This window comes from Pseudonocardia aurantiaca, assembly GCF_039526725.1.
Lineage (GTDB): Bacteria > Actinomycetota > Actinomycetes > Mycobacteriales > Pseudonocardiaceae > Pseudonocardia > Pseudonocardia aurantiaca.
Genome location: NZ_BAAAJG010000001.1, coordinates 233,488 through 247,729, shown reverse-complemented (window position 1 = coordinate 247,729; position 14,242 = coordinate 233,488). Strand labels below are relative to the sequence as shown.

General features: G+C 72.2%; 15 protein-coding genes. 8 read left to right on the top strand and 7 right to left on the bottom strand.

Translation table 11 applies throughout. The annotated features are described in order from the left end of the window. Both hisN and ABD143_RS01115 read right to left on the bottom strand, forming a co-directional pair. Entirely contained in the window at nucleotides 1–780 is a 780-nt protein-coding gene (hisN, locus tag ABD143_RS01120) for a histidinol-phosphatase (RefSeq protein ID WP_343969799.1), read from the bottom strand. A gap of 24 nt (nucleotides 781–804) precedes the next feature. Next, nucleotides 805–1,659: an alpha/beta fold hydrolase gene (locus tag ABD143_RS01115; protein ID WP_343969796.1), complete on the bottom strand. Its 855-nt coding sequence runs from the start codon at nucleotides 1,657–1,659 to the stop codon at nucleotides 805–807. Between the two features lie 123 nt (nucleotides 1,660–1,782). Here ABD143_RS01115 and ABD143_RS01110 point away from each other — a divergent pair, with 123 nt between their 5' ends. Next, nucleotides 1,783–2,439, top strand: coding sequence for a response regulator transcription factor (locus ABD143_RS01110; RefSeq protein ID WP_343969793.1), 657 nt, complete (start codon nucleotides 1,783–1,785; stop codon nucleotides 2,437–2,439). Between the two features lie 12 nt (nucleotides 2,440–2,451). Continuing rightward, nucleotides 2,452–3,723, top strand: coding sequence for an ATP-binding protein (locus ABD143_RS01105; protein ID WP_343969790.1), 1,272 nt, complete (start codon nucleotides 2,452–2,454; stop codon nucleotides 3,721–3,723). A gap of 12 nt (nucleotides 3,724–3,735) precedes the next feature. Here ABD143_RS01105 and ABD143_RS01100 read toward each other — a convergent pair whose 3' ends face one another. Continuing rightward, nucleotides 3,736–4,245 (bottom strand): GtrA family protein, encoded by a 510-nt coding sequence (locus tag ABD143_RS01100; RefSeq protein WP_343969787.1) that lies wholly within the window; start codon nucleotides 4,243–4,245, stop codon nucleotides 3,736–3,738. Nucleotides 4,246–4,294: 49 nt separating this feature from the next. On the opposite strand from ABD143_RS01100, the gene ABD143_RS01095 reads away from it, so the two are divergent. From ABD143_RS01095 to ABD143_RS01085, 3 genes are all read left to right on the top strand, one after another. After that, nucleotides 4,295–5,554 carry a 5-(carboxyamino)imidazole ribonucleotide synthase gene (locus tag ABD143_RS01095; protein ID WP_343969784.1) on the top strand — a complete coding sequence of 420 codons (1,260 nt, stop codon included), beginning with the start codon at nucleotides 4,295–4,297 and terminating at the stop codon, nucleotides 5,552–5,554. Continuing rightward, nucleotides 5,547–6,047, top strand: a complete 501-nt coding sequence (gene purE, locus ABD143_RS01090) for a 5-(carboxyamino)imidazole ribonucleotide mutase (protein ID WP_343969781.1) — start codon at nucleotides 5,547–5,549, stop codon at nucleotides 6,045–6,047. Before ABD143_RS01095 ends, purE begins: the two co-directional genes overlap by 8 nt. 388 nt (nucleotides 6,048–6,435) lie before the next feature. Further along, nucleotides 6,436–7,437, top strand: coding sequence for a hypothetical protein (locus ABD143_RS01085; RefSeq protein WP_343969778.1), 1,002 nt, complete (start codon nucleotides 6,436–6,438; stop codon nucleotides 7,435–7,437). 14 nt (nucleotides 7,438–7,451) lie between these two features. Here the strand turns inward: ABD143_RS01085 and ABD143_RS01080 are convergent, their stop codons facing one another. Further along, the gene (locus tag ABD143_RS01080) at nucleotides 7,452–8,126 is read right to left on the bottom strand and encodes a TetR family transcriptional regulator (RefSeq protein ID WP_343969775.1); all 675 of its coding nucleotides are present in this window, start codon (nucleotides 8,124–8,126) and stop codon (nucleotides 7,452–7,454) included. Nucleotides 8,127–8,185: 59 nt separating this feature from the next. On the opposite strand from ABD143_RS01080, the gene ABD143_RS01075 reads away from it, so the two are divergent. Next, nucleotides 8,186–9,340 (top strand): acyl-CoA dehydrogenase family protein, encoded by a 1,155-nt coding sequence (locus tag ABD143_RS01075; RefSeq protein ID WP_343969772.1) that lies wholly within the window; start codon nucleotides 8,186–8,188, stop codon nucleotides 9,338–9,340. Nucleotides 9,341–9,527: 187 nt separating this feature from the next. Here the strand turns inward: ABD143_RS01075 and ABD143_RS01070 are convergent, their stop codons facing one another. The 3 genes from ABD143_RS01070 to ABD143_RS01060 all read right to left on the bottom strand — a co-directional run bounded on the left by ABD143_RS01070 (nucleotide 9,528) and on the right by ABD143_RS01060 (nucleotide 12,055). After that, entirely contained in the window at nucleotides 9,528–9,671 is a 144-nt protein-coding gene (locus tag ABD143_RS01070) for a hypothetical protein (RefSeq protein ID WP_343969770.1), read from the bottom strand. A gap of 222 nt (nucleotides 9,672–9,893) precedes the next feature. Further along, the gene (locus ABD143_RS01065) at nucleotides 9,894–10,616 is read right to left on the bottom strand and encodes a TIGR03089 family protein (RefSeq protein WP_343969767.1); all 723 of its coding nucleotides are present in this window, start codon (nucleotides 10,614–10,616) and stop codon (nucleotides 9,894–9,896) included. A 14-nt stretch (nucleotides 10,617–10,630) separates the two neighbouring features. After that, a complete protein-coding gene (locus ABD143_RS01060; RefSeq protein ID WP_343969763.1) occupies nucleotides 10,631–12,055 on the bottom strand; it encodes an LCP family protein in 1,425 nt (474 codons plus the stop codon). Nucleotides 12,056–12,450: 395 nt separating this feature from the next. On the opposite strand from ABD143_RS01060, the gene ABD143_RS01055 reads away from it, so the two are divergent. Both ABD143_RS01055 and ABD143_RS01050 read left to right on the top strand, forming a co-directional pair. Next, nucleotides 12,451–13,278 carry a glycosyltransferase gene (locus tag ABD143_RS01055; RefSeq protein WP_343969761.1) on the top strand — a complete coding sequence of 276 codons (828 nt, stop codon included), beginning with the start codon at nucleotides 12,451–12,453 and terminating at the stop codon, nucleotides 13,276–13,278. Between the two features lie 51 nt (nucleotides 13,279–13,329). Beyond that, nucleotides 13,330–14,181: a hypothetical protein gene (locus ABD143_RS01050; protein WP_343969758.1), complete on the top strand. Its 852-nt coding sequence runs from the start codon at nucleotides 13,330–13,332 to the stop codon at nucleotides 14,179–14,181. Nucleotides 14,182–14,242 lie beyond the last annotated feature (61 nt).

Below are 14,242 nucleotides of genomic sequence, written 5' to 3'. Positions count from 1 at the left end.
TCAGCGCCCCACGATCTGCAGCACGGCCTCGTGGACACGCCCGTTGGAGGAGATCCCGTCGCCGCCCGCGAACGTCGGCGTGCCCGTGAGGTCGGTGAGTTTGCCGCCCGCCTCGGCGAGGATCGGTACCAGCGCCGCGAGGTCCCAGGCGTTCGCCTCCGGGTCGACGGCCACGTCGATCACACCCTCCGCCACCAGGCAGTGCTGCCAGAAGTCGCCGAACGCGCGGCTCACCCAGCACGCGTCGACGAGCCGCAGGTAGCGCTCACGCGTGCCCTGCTCCCCGAACGTCTGGAGGTCGGTGGTGGACAGGTAGGCGTCGCCGAGGTCGGTGACCCCGGACACGGCGATGCGGCGTGGCGGCCCGCCCGGCGCATCCGACGTCCAGGCGCCCGCGCCCGTGGCCGCCCACCAGCGCTTGCCCAGCGCGGGAGCGCTCGCCACGCCGACCACGGGCTCACCGTGCACCGTCAGCGCGATCAGGCTCGCCCACGCCGGCATGCCGCGAGAGAAGTTCTTCGTGCCGTCGATCGGGTCGAGGACCCACCCACGCCCCGACTCCGGCACCTCGCCGCCGCGCTCCTCGCCGAGCACGGCGTCGCCGGGGCGCTCGGTCGCGATCAGCCGCCGCAGCGCGTCCTCGGCTGTAGTGTCGGCGTCGGTGACGGGCGTGCGGTCCGGCTTGCGCGTGACCTGCAGATCCGCGGCACGGAACCGGTCGATGGTGATCGCGTCGGCCGCGTCGGCCAACCGCAGGGCGAGCTCCAGATCGCTGTCCACGTCCGCAGAGCCTGCCGCACCCGGTCAGGAACGGGGCGCCAGGCCGTCGAGGATCTCCACCGTCTCGGCGGGATGGATCTGGAACCGCAGGTGGCTGCTGGCCACCGAGTGCACGTCGAACGGGTTCTCGGGCGTCAGCGCGTCGGCCTCCGCGATGAACCGGTCCTGCAGCGCGAGCGGCATCGCCCGGTCCTCGGTGAGGCGCACGTAGGTGTGCGGGACACGGCCCCAGGTGGCGGCGTCGGCGCGGACGGCCTGCTCGTCGACGACGAGCGCCTCGTCCGGCTCCTGGGTGTGCAGGTAGGCGATCAGCTCCTCGCGGGTGCCGTCGGCCAGCACAGCGGCCTGCAGGATGTCGAGGTGCCCCGGGTCGCCCGTGCGCCAGTTGAGGCGGATCGCGCCGATGTCCGCCGGGTTCGCGACGGCGATCGCGCCGCCGACCTCGGCGAGGAGGCTCCCGGCGTGCTCCGGGGCCGCCGAGTACTCGCTCGCCGTGGCGTCGACGCAGCACCACGCGGAGACGTAGACGATCCGCTGGAGCAGGTCCGGCACGACGTTGGCGACCGCGGTGACGGTCAGCCCGCCGCGGCTGGCGCCGACCAGGACGACCGGGCCGTGCTCGGCGGCCCGGCGTACGACCTCGGAGACGGCCGCGACGTCGTCGGCTGTGCTGATGCCGGCCATGCCACTCGGGGCCTTGGCGAGGGCGGAGAGGTCCTGCGGGCCCAGGTACCCGGTGGGGATCGTCGCGCCGAGGCCGTGCCCCGGGAGGTCGACGGCCACGGTCCGGTGCCCGCGCAGGGCGAGCTCGCGGGCCGTCGGCGCCCACACCGCCGAGCTGCAGAACGCTCCGTGGACGAGGACGAAGGTGGTGGTCACGTCTCGACACCCTGCCATGCGGGCTCCTCCTGACCGCGCACCGGCCAAGGGGGCGTACCGGTCGGATAGGGCATGCGGGCTGGTTCCCAGCCGACCAGGGGCGATACGGCCTAGGCTGCGGACATGACCACCGTCCTGCTCGCCGAGGACGACGGCGCTATCGCGGAGCCGCTCTCCCGCGCCCTGCAACGTGAGGGCTACGAGGTCGAGGTTGCGATCGACGGCGTCGCCGCGCTGGACCGCGTGCGGCGCGGACACGTCGACCTCCTCGTGCTCGACCTCGGGCTGCCCGGCATGGACGGCCTCGAGGTCTGCCGCCGGGTGCGGCTCGACGCGCCCGACCTCCCGGTGCTGATGCTCACTGCCCGAACCGACGAGGTGGACTTCGTGGTCGGCCTCGACGCCGGCGCCGACGACTACGTCGGGAAGCCGTTCCGCCTGGCCGAGCTACTGGCCAGGGTTCGGGCGCTGCTGCGCAGGCTCACCCCGGAGGCCGTCGAGGTCGGGGGAGTGCGGATGGAGCTGTCGGGCCGCCGGGTTCTCGTCGACGGCACCGAGGTGGGCCTTGCCAACAAGGAGTTCGAACTGCTGCGTGTGCTACTGCTCCGCGCGGGCCAGGTGGTCACGCGCGAGGAGATCCTGCGTGAGGTCTGGAACGACCCGGAGATGAAGACCTCCAAGACGCTGGACATGCACATGTCCTGGCTGCGCCGCAAGATCGGCGGTGAGCGCCGGATCGCCACGGTGCGCGGCGTCGGCTTCCGGTTCAATCACGACTGACGGCGCCGAACAATGCGTCGTCGGATCCTTCAGTCAACGTTGCTCGTAGTCGCGATCACCGCGCTGGTGCTCGGCGGCCCGCTTGCGATCACCACCTGGCAGCTCGTGGAGGACCTGCACCGGGCCTTTCTGACCACACGGCTCGAGCAGATCGCCCACGGGCTCGACACACCTGGTGAACCGAACAAGATCGACACCACCGCCATCCGGCTGGCCGTGCCGCCCGACGGCCGCCTGATCGTGGAGCAGGCGGGGCAGCCCGACTTCATCATCGGCAGGGACGTCGGAGCGGACCCGATGTCGGTGCGGCTGCCGTTCGGCCCGGGCGGCACGCTCACCATCGAGGAGCCGCTCTCGTCGATGCGCACCGAGCAGGTGCAGGTCACACTCGTGGTCCTGCTGCTCGTGGTGCTGTCGGTCGCCACCGGGGCGGTGGTGGCCACGGTCACAGCCCGCCGCCTGGCCGAGCCGTTGCGCGGCGTCGCCGACCGCGCCGCGCGCCTAGGCGCCGGCGACTTTCGCAGCGTGAAGGAGCGGCACGGGATCCCGGAGCTGGACCGCGTGTCGGACGTGCTCGACGGCTCCGCGATCGCGCTCGCCGAGCTGGTGCAGCGGGAGCGCGCGCTGGTCGGCGACGTGTCCCACCAGCTGCGGAGCCGACTGACCGCGCTTCAGCTGCGGCTCGACGTCCTGGCGTCCCACCCCGACCCCACGGCCCGAGAGGAGGCGCTCGCCGCGCTGGAGCAGACCGAGCGGCTGTCCGGTGTGCTGGACGAGTTGCTGGAGGCGGCCAGGGCGGCCCGCGCGGCCGGGGCCGAGCCACAGGACCTCAAGGAGGGCCTCACCGTCGTCGCGGACGAGTGGCGTCCCGCGCTGCGCGCCGCAGGCCGCACCCTGAAGTTCCGCGTGCCCGACGGCCTGCTCGCCCGGGTCACGCCCGCCCGCATCCGGGAGGCCGTCGGGGCGCTGGTGGACAACGCGCTCCAGCACGGGGCAGGCACGGTCACGCTCAGCGCACGCGCCACGGAGAACAGCCTGGTCATCGAGGTCGCCGACATCGGGCCCGGAGTGCCGGAGGAGCTGGTGCCGCACGTGTTCGACCGGGGTGTCTCGGTCGGGTCGTCCACGGGGCTCGGCCTTGCGCTCGCTCGCGCGCTGGTCGAGGCCGACGGGGGGCGGCTGGAGCTCTCCAGGGCCCGGCCCCCGGTGTTCACGATCTTCCTGCCCGCCGCTCGCGCCGACGACGTGGTGACGGCCCCGCGCCCGGCGACCATCCCCCGCTGACGGCCTGCCCGGTCAGCCCGTCGGGACCTGGCGGCGCGCGCCCTTGTCGGGGAACACGTAGCGGCGGAAGGCCCACCAGCGGAACGCCATGCCGGCGAGCACGCCGAGGATCTGGCCGCTGACGAAGTCGGCGATCTCCTGGGTGAGCAGGCTCACGGCCGGCTCCTGCAGGTCGAAGACGTAACGCGAGATGGCGAGTGGCGCGGTGTAGACCGCCACACCGATGCCGCTGATCAGGAAGAACAGCGCGGCCTCGTGGTGGCGCTCGCGCCCGCCCCGGGTGCGGAAGGACCACTCGCGGTTGAGCACGTACGAGAGAATCGTCGCCACGAGCACCGCGATGATCTTCGCCGTGAGCGGCTTCTCGTCCAGCACCGTGCTCTTGAGGAACAGGAACACCGCGGTATCGATCACCCATGTGGTGCCGCCGACGAGTGCGAACTTCACCAGTTCACGGTGCTTGATCGCCACGTCGCGATACGGCTGAGGGATGATCGCGAGCGCCGACTCGACCACTGACACCTGCTCGATCGTGCCAGACGCCCGGTCCGCCGACCGGTGCAGGTAGTGTTTGACCACCGTGGACGCGCTCGATTCCCCCCAACTCCCCGTCGTCGGCATGGTCGGCGCGGGGCAGCTGGCCCGCATGACCCACCAGGCCGCGATCGCCCTCGGGCAGTCGCTGCGGGTGCTCGCTGTCGACGCCGGTGACCCTGCCGCACTCGTCTGCCGCGACGTCCGCATCGGCGCGGTCACCGACCTCGACGCGATGCGCGCGTTCGCCCGCGGCACGTCGGCCGTCACGTTCGACCACGAGCAGGTGCCGCAGGAGCACCTCCGCGCGCTCGTCGCCGACGGCGTGGCGGTCCATCCCGGTCCGGACGCGCTGCTGCACGCCCAGGACAAGCTCGTGATGCGCCGTAGGCTCGCCTCGATCGGTGCTGCCATCCCCGAGTTCACCGAGGTCACCGACCCTGCCGACGTCGAGCGGTTCGGTGCGGAGCACGGGTGGCCGGTGGTGCTCAAGGCCGTCCGCGGCGGCTACGACGGCCGCGGCGTCTGGATGCTCGACGCCCCCGCGCCCGAGCTCGTGGCCGAGCTGCTGGCTGCAGGCACGCCGCTGATGGTCGAGCAGGCCGTGCCGATGCGCCGCGAGCTGGCCGCGCTCGTGGCGCGCTCCCCGTACGGACAGGCCGCGGTATGGCCGGTCGTGGAGACGGTGCAGGAGGACGGGCAGTGCGTGCAGGTCCTCGCGCCCGCCCCCGGCCTCGACGAGGACGTCGCCGCCGGCGCGCAGCAGCTCGCGCTGCGGATCGCGGGCGAGCTGGGCGTCACCGGCCTGCTCGCGGTGGAGCTCTTCGAACACACCGACGGCTCGCTGATCGTCAACGAGCTGGCGATGCGCCCGCACAACTCCGGGCACTGGACGATCGAGGGCTCGGTCACCTCGCAGTTCGAGCAGCACCTGCGCGCGGTGCTCGACTATCCCCTCGGGGCCACCACGGCCACCGCACCGGCGGCGGTGATGTCCAACGTGCTGGGCGCCGCGGAGCCGCCCGCGATGAGCCTCGACGAGCGGGTGCACCACCTGTTCGCCCGCTTCCCGGACGTGAAGGTGCACCTGTACGGGAAGGCCGAGCGTCCGGCGCGCAAGGTCGGGCACGTCACGGTGCTCGGATCCGACATGGCCGAGGTGCGCCGCCGCGCCGCGCTCGCCGCCACCTGGCTCTCGACCGCTGAGTGGCCGGACGGGTGGTCCCCGCACAGCGGCGCGTCGGGCGGGCGTGCGTCGGATGGGGGCGTCCCGGAGCGAGAGGTCCAACATGCCTGAACCGCTGGTCGGCGTGATCATGGGCAGCGACTCGGACTGGCCGGTGATGAAGGCCGCTGCCGACGCGCTCGCCGAGTTCGAGGTGCCGTTCGAGGTCGGCGTGTACTCCGCGCACCGCACCCCGCAGCGCATGCTCGACTACGCGGCCGGTGCGGCCGCGCGGGGCCTGCGGGTCGTGATCGCCGGGGCCGGCGGGTCCGCGCACCTGCCGGGCATGGTCGCGGCGGCCACCCCGCTCCCGGTGATCGGCGTGCCGGTGCCACTCGCCAAGCTCGACGGGCTGGACTCGCTGCTGTCGATCGTCCAGATGCCGGCGGGGGTTCCAGTGGCGACCGTGGCCGTCGGCGGGGCGCGCAACGCCGGGCTGCTCGCCGTGCGGATTCTCGCGACCGGCGACCCCGCGTTGCTCGCGCGGATGGTGCGGTTCCAGGAAGACCTCGCCGACTCGGTGCTCGCGAAGGACGCGGCGCTGCGGGCCACGGTCGGCGGCTGACAAATCACGTGGCGCGCAGCGGCGCGGCGGTCGTACTGTTGCCGTACACGTGAAAGGAGGTGGTCCAGCGTTGAATAGCTACAGGACTCGTGAGGTGGCTGTCCGCTAGCACCACAGGACACGTTCCGACGGCCAAAGTGGAAGCCGGTGTGGTGCCGGCGAATCCCAGGCAGTCACCCGTGATCCCCGGGCCCGAGCCCGTCCAGCTCGGCTTGCGCAGCGTCCGCTGCGGCCCGGGGATCACGCATGTCCGGACCTCTGCCTTTGTCGGGGGGTCTCCCTACCTGGTCCGGGGCGCGAGCCCCAGTGATCTTCGACGCGGATCGCACGAGCATCGACGGCGTCGGATCACGAGGTCGCGCGAGCGGCCGCTGCAGTGGGGGGACCCTTGTCCATCTCTTTCACCGAGTACCGGTCGTGGCATCGGCCGTTGATGATCATGGTCGCGGCGATGACCTGCCTCGTCGTCGTCGCGAGTGTCGGCCTCCTCGTCGACGGCCGCCAGCTCATGCACGAGTCGATCTGGGCGAAGCCGTTCAAGTTCGGCGTGTCGTTCGTCATCTACGGGGCGACGCTCGCGTGGATGCTGCCGAAGCTGCGCCGGGCCAGGCGCACCATGTGGACGCTCGGAACCGTCTTCGCCGTCACCGGGCTCGTGGACGTCGGATTCATCGCCGTGCAGGCCGCCCGCGGCACCTACAGCCACTTCAACACCAACACCGACCCGTTCAACGCGATCGGCCAGCAGGTCTTCCAGAGCGGCGTGATCGGGCTCTTCGGGGCGAGCCTGATCATCGCCGTGATGCTGCTCTTCCAGCGCGTCGGCGAACCCGCGCTCACGTGGGCGCTGCGCGCGGGGATCGCGTTGGCCGCCGCCGGGATGTTCGTGGCGTTTTTCATCGTCGGTTCGAGTTCGGAGGGCCCGCGGATGGCGCAGGACGCGTACGGCAACGCCGTCAGGCTCTCGGGGCAGCACGGGGTGGGAGTTCCGGACGGCGGCGGCATGCCGATCACGAACTGGAGCGTGGTGGGTGGTGACCTGCGCGTCCCGCACTTCATCGGCCTGCACGCGATCCAGGTCTTCGTGCTCGCGGTGCTGATTCTCGGGGCCCTCGCGGCTCGCGTCACGTGGTTGCGCAGCGAACGTGTGCGTGCCCGGCTGACCGGAGTGGTCATCCTGGGCTACGCCGGGCTGTTCGCGATCACCGCGTGGCAGGCGATGCGTGGCCAACCGCTCGTCCACCCCGATGCTGCTACGTGGGCGGCCGTCGGGGCGACGCTCGCCGTCACCGCGCTGCTGGCCGCCGCAATCGTCGTGGCAGCCCGGCGTACTCCGACAGTTCCGTCCCAGGGCGCGGTGAAGCCGCTCGCACGCCACGGTGCGGCATGAACCGTGCCGGCCGCTCAGAGCCCGAGGCGCTCGACCGCGTCCTCCAGCCGCTTCGCCACCGCGTGTAGCCCGTCGCGCTCCGCGGGCTCGCCGGGCAGCATGCCGCCGAGCCTGCGGAACCGCTCCTTGCAAGCCTCCAACCCGTCGGCCGGGGCACCGTCGGCGAGCCAGGCCCGGAGGGCCAGGTTGTGCGCGGCCACGACCGCGGCCCCGATGACGGCGGCACGCATCTCGCCGTCGGGCTCGTCGGTGAAGCGGCGCCGGAGGTGACGGGTGATCAGCCGCCGGTAGTGGTCGACGCTCGCCGACTCCCGGTCGCGCAGCGCCGGCACCTCGTGCGTGAGCCGGAAGCGCTCGACGGACAGGGCTGGGTTGTCGGCGTAGAGGTCGAAGACGGTCTCGCCCGCCCTGAGCACGAGCGACGCGGCCGGCTCGCTGGGGTGCGCGCTCTCGAAGACCTCCTCGATGCGCGCCAGCCCGGCCTCGTGGTCGGGGGAGACGGCGTCCTCCTTGCCGCGGAAGTAGCGGAAGAACGTGCGGCGCCCGACGCCGGCGGCGGCCGCGATGTCGTCGACGGTGGTCTCCTCGTAGCCGCGCGTGCGGAACAGGCCGACGGCGGCGGCCATCAGTTCCCGCCGGACCTCCGCGCGGCCCTCGGGCGAACGTCCGCGTCGAGTGGCGCCGGTCATGGCACGCAGGGTAGCAAGCTGCTTGATCGATGGCACGCAGTGCCGTTAAGCTGACCGGTATGGACCCGGACTTCGACACCTACCGGCTCAGCGACGAGCACGAGGCCCTGCGGGAGGCGGTGCGCGCCCTCGCGGAGAAGGAGATCGCGCCGTACGCCGCCGAGGTCGACGAGCAGGGCCGCTATCCCGTCGAGGCGCAGAACGCGCTGGTCAAGGCCGGGTTCCACGCCGTCACGATTCCCGAGGAGTACGGCGGCCAGGGCGCCGACGAGCTCGCAGGCTGCATCGTGATCGAAGAGGTGGCGCGGGTCTGCGCGTCCTCGTCGTTGATCCCGGGGGTCAACGGGCTGGGTCTCACGCCGATCCTGCTCTCGGCGTCGCGCGAGCTGAAGCAGCAGGTGTTCCCGTCCATCGCGGCAGGCGACGCGATGATCAGCTACGCGCTGTCGGAGCGGGAGGCGGGCTCCGACGCGGCGTCGATGAAGACCCGCGCGCGCAGGGACGGCGACAGCTGGGTGCTCAACGGCACCAAGTGCTGGATCACCAACGCCGGCGAGTCCACCTGGTACACGGTGATGGCGGTTACCGACCCCGAGAAGAAGGCCAACGGCATCTCCGCGTTCGTCGTGCACCGCGACGACCCCGGCTTCGAGGTGGGCCCCAAGGAACGCAAGCTCGGCATCAACGGCTCCCCGACGCGGGAGATCTACTTCCAGGACTGCACGATCCCCGCCGACCGGATCATCGGGGCCGAGGGCACCGGCTTCAAGACCGCGCTCGCGACGCTGGACCACACCCGCCCGACGATCGGCGCGCAGGCGGTCGGCATCGCACAGGGCGCCCTCGACATCGCGACCGCCTACGTCAAGGAGCGCAAGCAGTTCGGCAAGCACCTGGCCGAGTTCCAGGGCCTGCAGTTCATGCTCGCCGACATGGCGATGAAGGTGGAGGCCGCGCGCCAGCTCGTCTACGTCGCCACCTCGCGCGCGGAGCGCGGCGAACCCAACCTCGGCTTCATCTCGAGTGCGGCGAAGTGCTTCGCCTCCGACACGGCGATGAGCGTGACGACCGACGCCGTGCAGCTGCTCGGCGGCGCCGGCTACACGAAGGACTTCCCGGTGGAGCGCATGATGCGCGACGCGAAGATCACCCAGATCTACGAGGGCACCAACCAGATCCAGCGAATGGTGATGGCGCGTTCCCTGCTCAAGTGAGGTGACCCTGCAGTCCAGCGCGGCCGGCCCGACCCCGACGGCCGACTCTTCGGGCAATTCACTTCCCGGACCCATCGCGACGAAGCCTACGAGCCGAGGAAAGTAGCCCGGTGTTGACACCGAGAGGCGCCGAAGGGCGTCATGCGCCTAGCAGGGGCTGGTCTCAGGCTGAGGGCCGGGGTACGCGCTACAGCACGCCCCAGAGCGTGAGCGTGAGCACGGCGAGGATGACCAACACCAGGACGACGGCCACGGCCAGGGCGGCATAGTAGAACACGGCGATGTAGAACACGGCGATCTCGCCTCCATCAGCAGCGTGGGATCGGGGCATCGAGCACGGCGATCCACCCGATACCGCTGGTCCGTGCCTGTCCATCGTGGTCAGTCCGAGGTTTGTTAACGGGCTACCGCGCCACGCCGGTCGCGGCTGCCCGCGCACTCGCGGCCCTGCTGCGGGTCACTACGCACTTCGGGGTAACAGGTCTCGGAGGTCGCGGGCGTCTCGTGCTGCATCCGACTCAGCCGTCGGCCTCCTCCGCCTCGACCCACGCGGTTAGCTCAGGCGGATCGTTGTGCGTTCCGTTGTCGCCTTGCGCTCCAGCGCCGCCTCGTCGGCGCCCCGCACCTGCACCAGCGACGCCTCCGCCGCCAGCACCGCGAGCAGGCCGTCCATCAGGCCCTCCGCGGTGTTCCACTCCAGCGTGGAGAGCACCCGGTCGGTCCGGCCGAGGCCCAGCTCGCCCGCGCGGGCCCGGGCGGCGGCCAGCACCTCGGCCACGGTGGCCCCGGCCAGCGCCGGCGCGTCGTCCGGCACGGGCGACCACGGGGCGAAGTCATCGCCCTGCAGCCGCACCTCCGTGGCGAAGTCGATCGCCCCGCTCGGGAGGCCGGAGATGCCCTTGCCGAACGCGTCGAGCGACAGCGCCACCACACCGCCCGAGGGCTCGGCGGCCAGCGCGAGTCCGATGCGGTCGGCGTCGCAGAGCACCCAGTCGGCGTCCGCCGGCTCCGCGACGACCTCAGCGCCGCACCACCACGCGGCGAGCAGCACGGCGGCGGTCTGCCAGTGCGCGGGCAGGAGCAGCGCGATCCGGGCGCCCGGTTCGACGTCGCACTCCTCGCGCAGCAGGTTGGCCGCCTTCGCCGCCCAGTTGGCGGTGGTGGTGCCGCTCAGCTCGATGCGCTCGCCCGTGGCGTCGTCGTAGTAGGTGATCAACGGACGGGCGGCGGCGCTGCCCGTTCGCAAGGGGCCCAGCAGGGCTGAGGTGAGTGTCACGCGCCCACCGTAGGTCAGTCGATGCAGGGAACTCCGGCCGCCGTGATCGGGTCGGTCGGCGCGGGCTCGCTGGGCGGGGGCGGCGGTGTCGCGGTGGTGCCGGCGGGGAGCACCGCGGCGTCGAAGTCGGCGCCGAGCACCACGTGCAGGTGGCCGCGGGTGACCGTGTCGTCGTGCTCCACGTCGATGTCGCCGAGCTGCTCGGCCACCGCGTGCGCGGCGTCGGAGTCAGGATTGGTGTAGCGCACCACGGACGTCGGCGTGGGCTCGGTGTTGTCGACGGTGCCGCCGGCGAAGCCGAGTTCGCGCATCCGCGAGGCGACTTTCCCGGCCAACCCGGGGAGGTCAGAGCCATTGCGTACGTCGACGACGTACCGCGCCGCGATCACGTCGACGGTCGGCGGCGGCTGCGAGGGTGGCGGCGGGGCGTTGCGCGCGGCCTCGGCGGCGGCCTCCTGCTGCGCGATCCGCTGCTCGACGAACGCGCTGACGTCCCGCGGGTCGACCAGCACCACGTCGCCACGCGCGTTGGACTCCTGCCCGGTCGTCGGGATCGTGACGAACTCGAGGTTCCCGGCCGCGAGGTCGGCGGCTTGCTGCGCGAACGAGAGGAGGTCCCAGCCGCTGTCGATCACGAGTGACTCCTGCGCGACCTCGACGAGTGCGTTCAGCGTGGTGGGGGACGTGAGCGTGCCGGCGGAGAGGACCTTGTCGGCGACCGCGCCGAGGAACACCTGCTGGCGGCGGATCCGGGAGAGGTCGCCGTCGGGCAGCCCGTGCCGCTGCCGTACGAACGCCAGCGCGGCCGCCCCGGAGATCGTCTGCGGGCCTGCAGGGAAGTCGGCGCCGGAGAGCACCTCGTGCACCGGTTCGCGCAGGCAGACGTCGACGCCGCCGATCGCGGTGGTGAGGTTGTAGAAGCCGAGCAGGTTGATCTCGGCGTAGTGGTCGATCTGCTGGCCCGCGAGCTGCTCCACGGTGCGGATCAGCGTGCTGCGGCCCTCCTGGGCCGACTCCGTCTCGACTTGGCGCCGGTCGCGCACACCGTCGCGCACGAGCCGGTCGGCGGCCAGCGCCTTCGTCGCCGGGTACGCCGCGTTGATCTTGTCTCGGCGGTAGCCGGGAATGTTGACGTAGCTGTCGCGCGGGATCGAGAAGGCGACCGCGGCGCCGCCGCCATCGGGCACGTGCAGCAGGATGATCGTGTCGGAGTTCAGCACGCCGATGTCGGGGCCGCTGCTGAGCATCCGCTGCACCTCGTCCGGCAGCGGGTTGCCCTGCGCGTCCGTGCGGCTGTCCACTCCGACCAGGAGGATGTTCTGCGCTCCGTCGTTGTTGCCCCCGGAGATGACGTCGGTAGTAATGATCCCGGCGGTGAAGTCGCGGTAGAGGCCCCAGGCGGTGCCGGTCAGCACCATCACCAGCGTCGAGCCGATCACGGTGGCCGTCCTGAGCCGCTGCCGCAGGGTAGGCCGCCGCTTCGGCGGGCGCGGGGGCTTGGACCCGGTGGCCCGCGGCCGGCGGGGCGGCTGCCGCCGGGGAGGACCGCTGTCCTGGCGGCCCTCGCCGGCGCCTGCGACACTCGCCCTCGTGGAGTACCCGGCCGGTTGGCGGCGCCCGTACGGGTTGCCAGGCGTGCTCGACGAGGACACGGATCGGCGCCCCCCACCCTCCACGGAGTACCTCCACTTCCGGCCGTCGTCGTCTCCTAGGGTGCATCACCGGGCGCGCGCCGTCCGTCGTACAGAGCGCGTGTCGCGGATGACCTGTGATCGCCGCCGTCGTAACACAGCGTCACCTAGGTGCGCGGCCTGGGTGGAGAGGGGAGCCCGCGTTGCCCGAGCAGCTGTCGCTGTTGTTGCCGGTCTGGGCCGGTGACCGGCCCGACTTCCTCAGCGATGCGTTTCGCTCGTCGGTGCACGAGCAGACCCGCCAACCGGACCAGGTCGTCATCGTGCGTGACGGTCCGGTGCCGCCGGCCCTCGCGGCCCGCATCGCGGAGCTGGCCGCGGCGAGCCCCGTGCCGGTGGAGGTCGTCGAGCTCGAGAAGAACGTGGGGCTCGGCCCGGCGCTCGACGCGGGGCTCGCAGCGTGCAAGTACGACGTCGTCGCGCGCATGGACGCCGACGACATCTCGCTCCCGCACCGGTTCGCCGTCCAGATGCCGATCATCGAGTCGGGCGTGGACATCGTGGGCTCGGGGCTGCTGGAGTTCGGCACCCACCCCGACGACGTCATCGGCACCCGGACCCCGCCGACCGACCCGGACGACATCCGCGCGCGGGCCCGGTTCGCCGACCCGTTCAACCACCCGACCGTGGTGTACCGCCGTGCGGTCGTGAAGGCGGTCGGCGGCTACACCGACTTCGCGCTGATGGAGGACTACCTCCTCTGGGTCAAGATGATCGTCGCGGGCGCGCGGGTGGCCAACGTGGCCGAGCCGCTGGTCAAGTACCGCGTCGGGGCCGGCGCCTACGCCCGGCGGGGCGGGCGCGCCCAGCTGCGCGCCGAGCTCGCCATCCAGCGCAGGTTCCGCGCCTTCCGGTTCACGACGAGGGCCCAGTTCGTGCGCAACGTGCTCGTACGCGGCGGTTACCGGCTCGTCCCCGAGAGCGTGCGCCGGTTCGCCTACCGGCGGATCATTGCCACCTACCGCGCGTGACGACGTGAGGCCACGGTGGCACGATCGGTCCGCTCGAAGGAGGGAACGTCGATGACCGAGCCGGCAGCGTCGCCACCGGAACCCCTCGCCACGGAAGGCGCTGCCCTTCTCGCGGCGGGCCGGGCGCTGGACGCGGTGGAGGTGCTGCGGCACGCCGTCGCGGCGGGGGAGTACTCCGCTCCCGACCTGCTGGTCCGTGCGTACCTCGACAGCGGGAGCTGGCGCGCCGCCGACGAGTGGCTCACCCCCCTCGTCCAGCAGGGGCACGTGCGGTTCGCCGGGCGGCTGGGTGTGGCGCTCGCGGAACTGGGTGACAACGAGCGCGCCGAGGAGATGCTGCGGCTGGCCGTCGAGCACGGCGAGGTCGCGGCCGCCAACGACCTCGCGATCCTGATGCGCGACGAGGGCAGGCTGTCCGAGGCCGTGCAAGTGCTCGCGCACGTGGCCGACACCGGCGACATGCAGGCCGCTGCCAACATCATCCAGCTGCACCTGGAGGCGGGCGACCTTCCCGCGGCGGCCGCCGCTGCCGAGGCGTACGCCGACGAGCACCGACCCGACACGATCGTGGCGCTGGCCGACGTCCGCGCCGCGCAGGGCCGCGACGACGACGCCGAGGGCTACTACCGGCGGGCCGCGGAGCTCGGCGGGCTGTGCGCACACACGGCGTACGGGCAGTTCCTGCTGTCCACGCGGGGCGACTCGGCCCGCGCCGAGGTCGAGTTCCGCGCGGCCGAGCGGCACGCCGAACCCGGATGGGCGTACACGCTGGGCCGCTTCCTCCTGGACGAGGGCCGCGGCGACGAGGCGCGCTACTACCTGCAGATCGCGATCGACGCAGGAGACACGGCCGCGGTGGCCGCGATGGCGGAGCTGGACGGCGAGGACCCCGCCGACGACTGACGGCGAAGCAGCGCACCGGACGAAAGGGCCGTACCTGCATGGATGCGGCGCGGCATGGCTT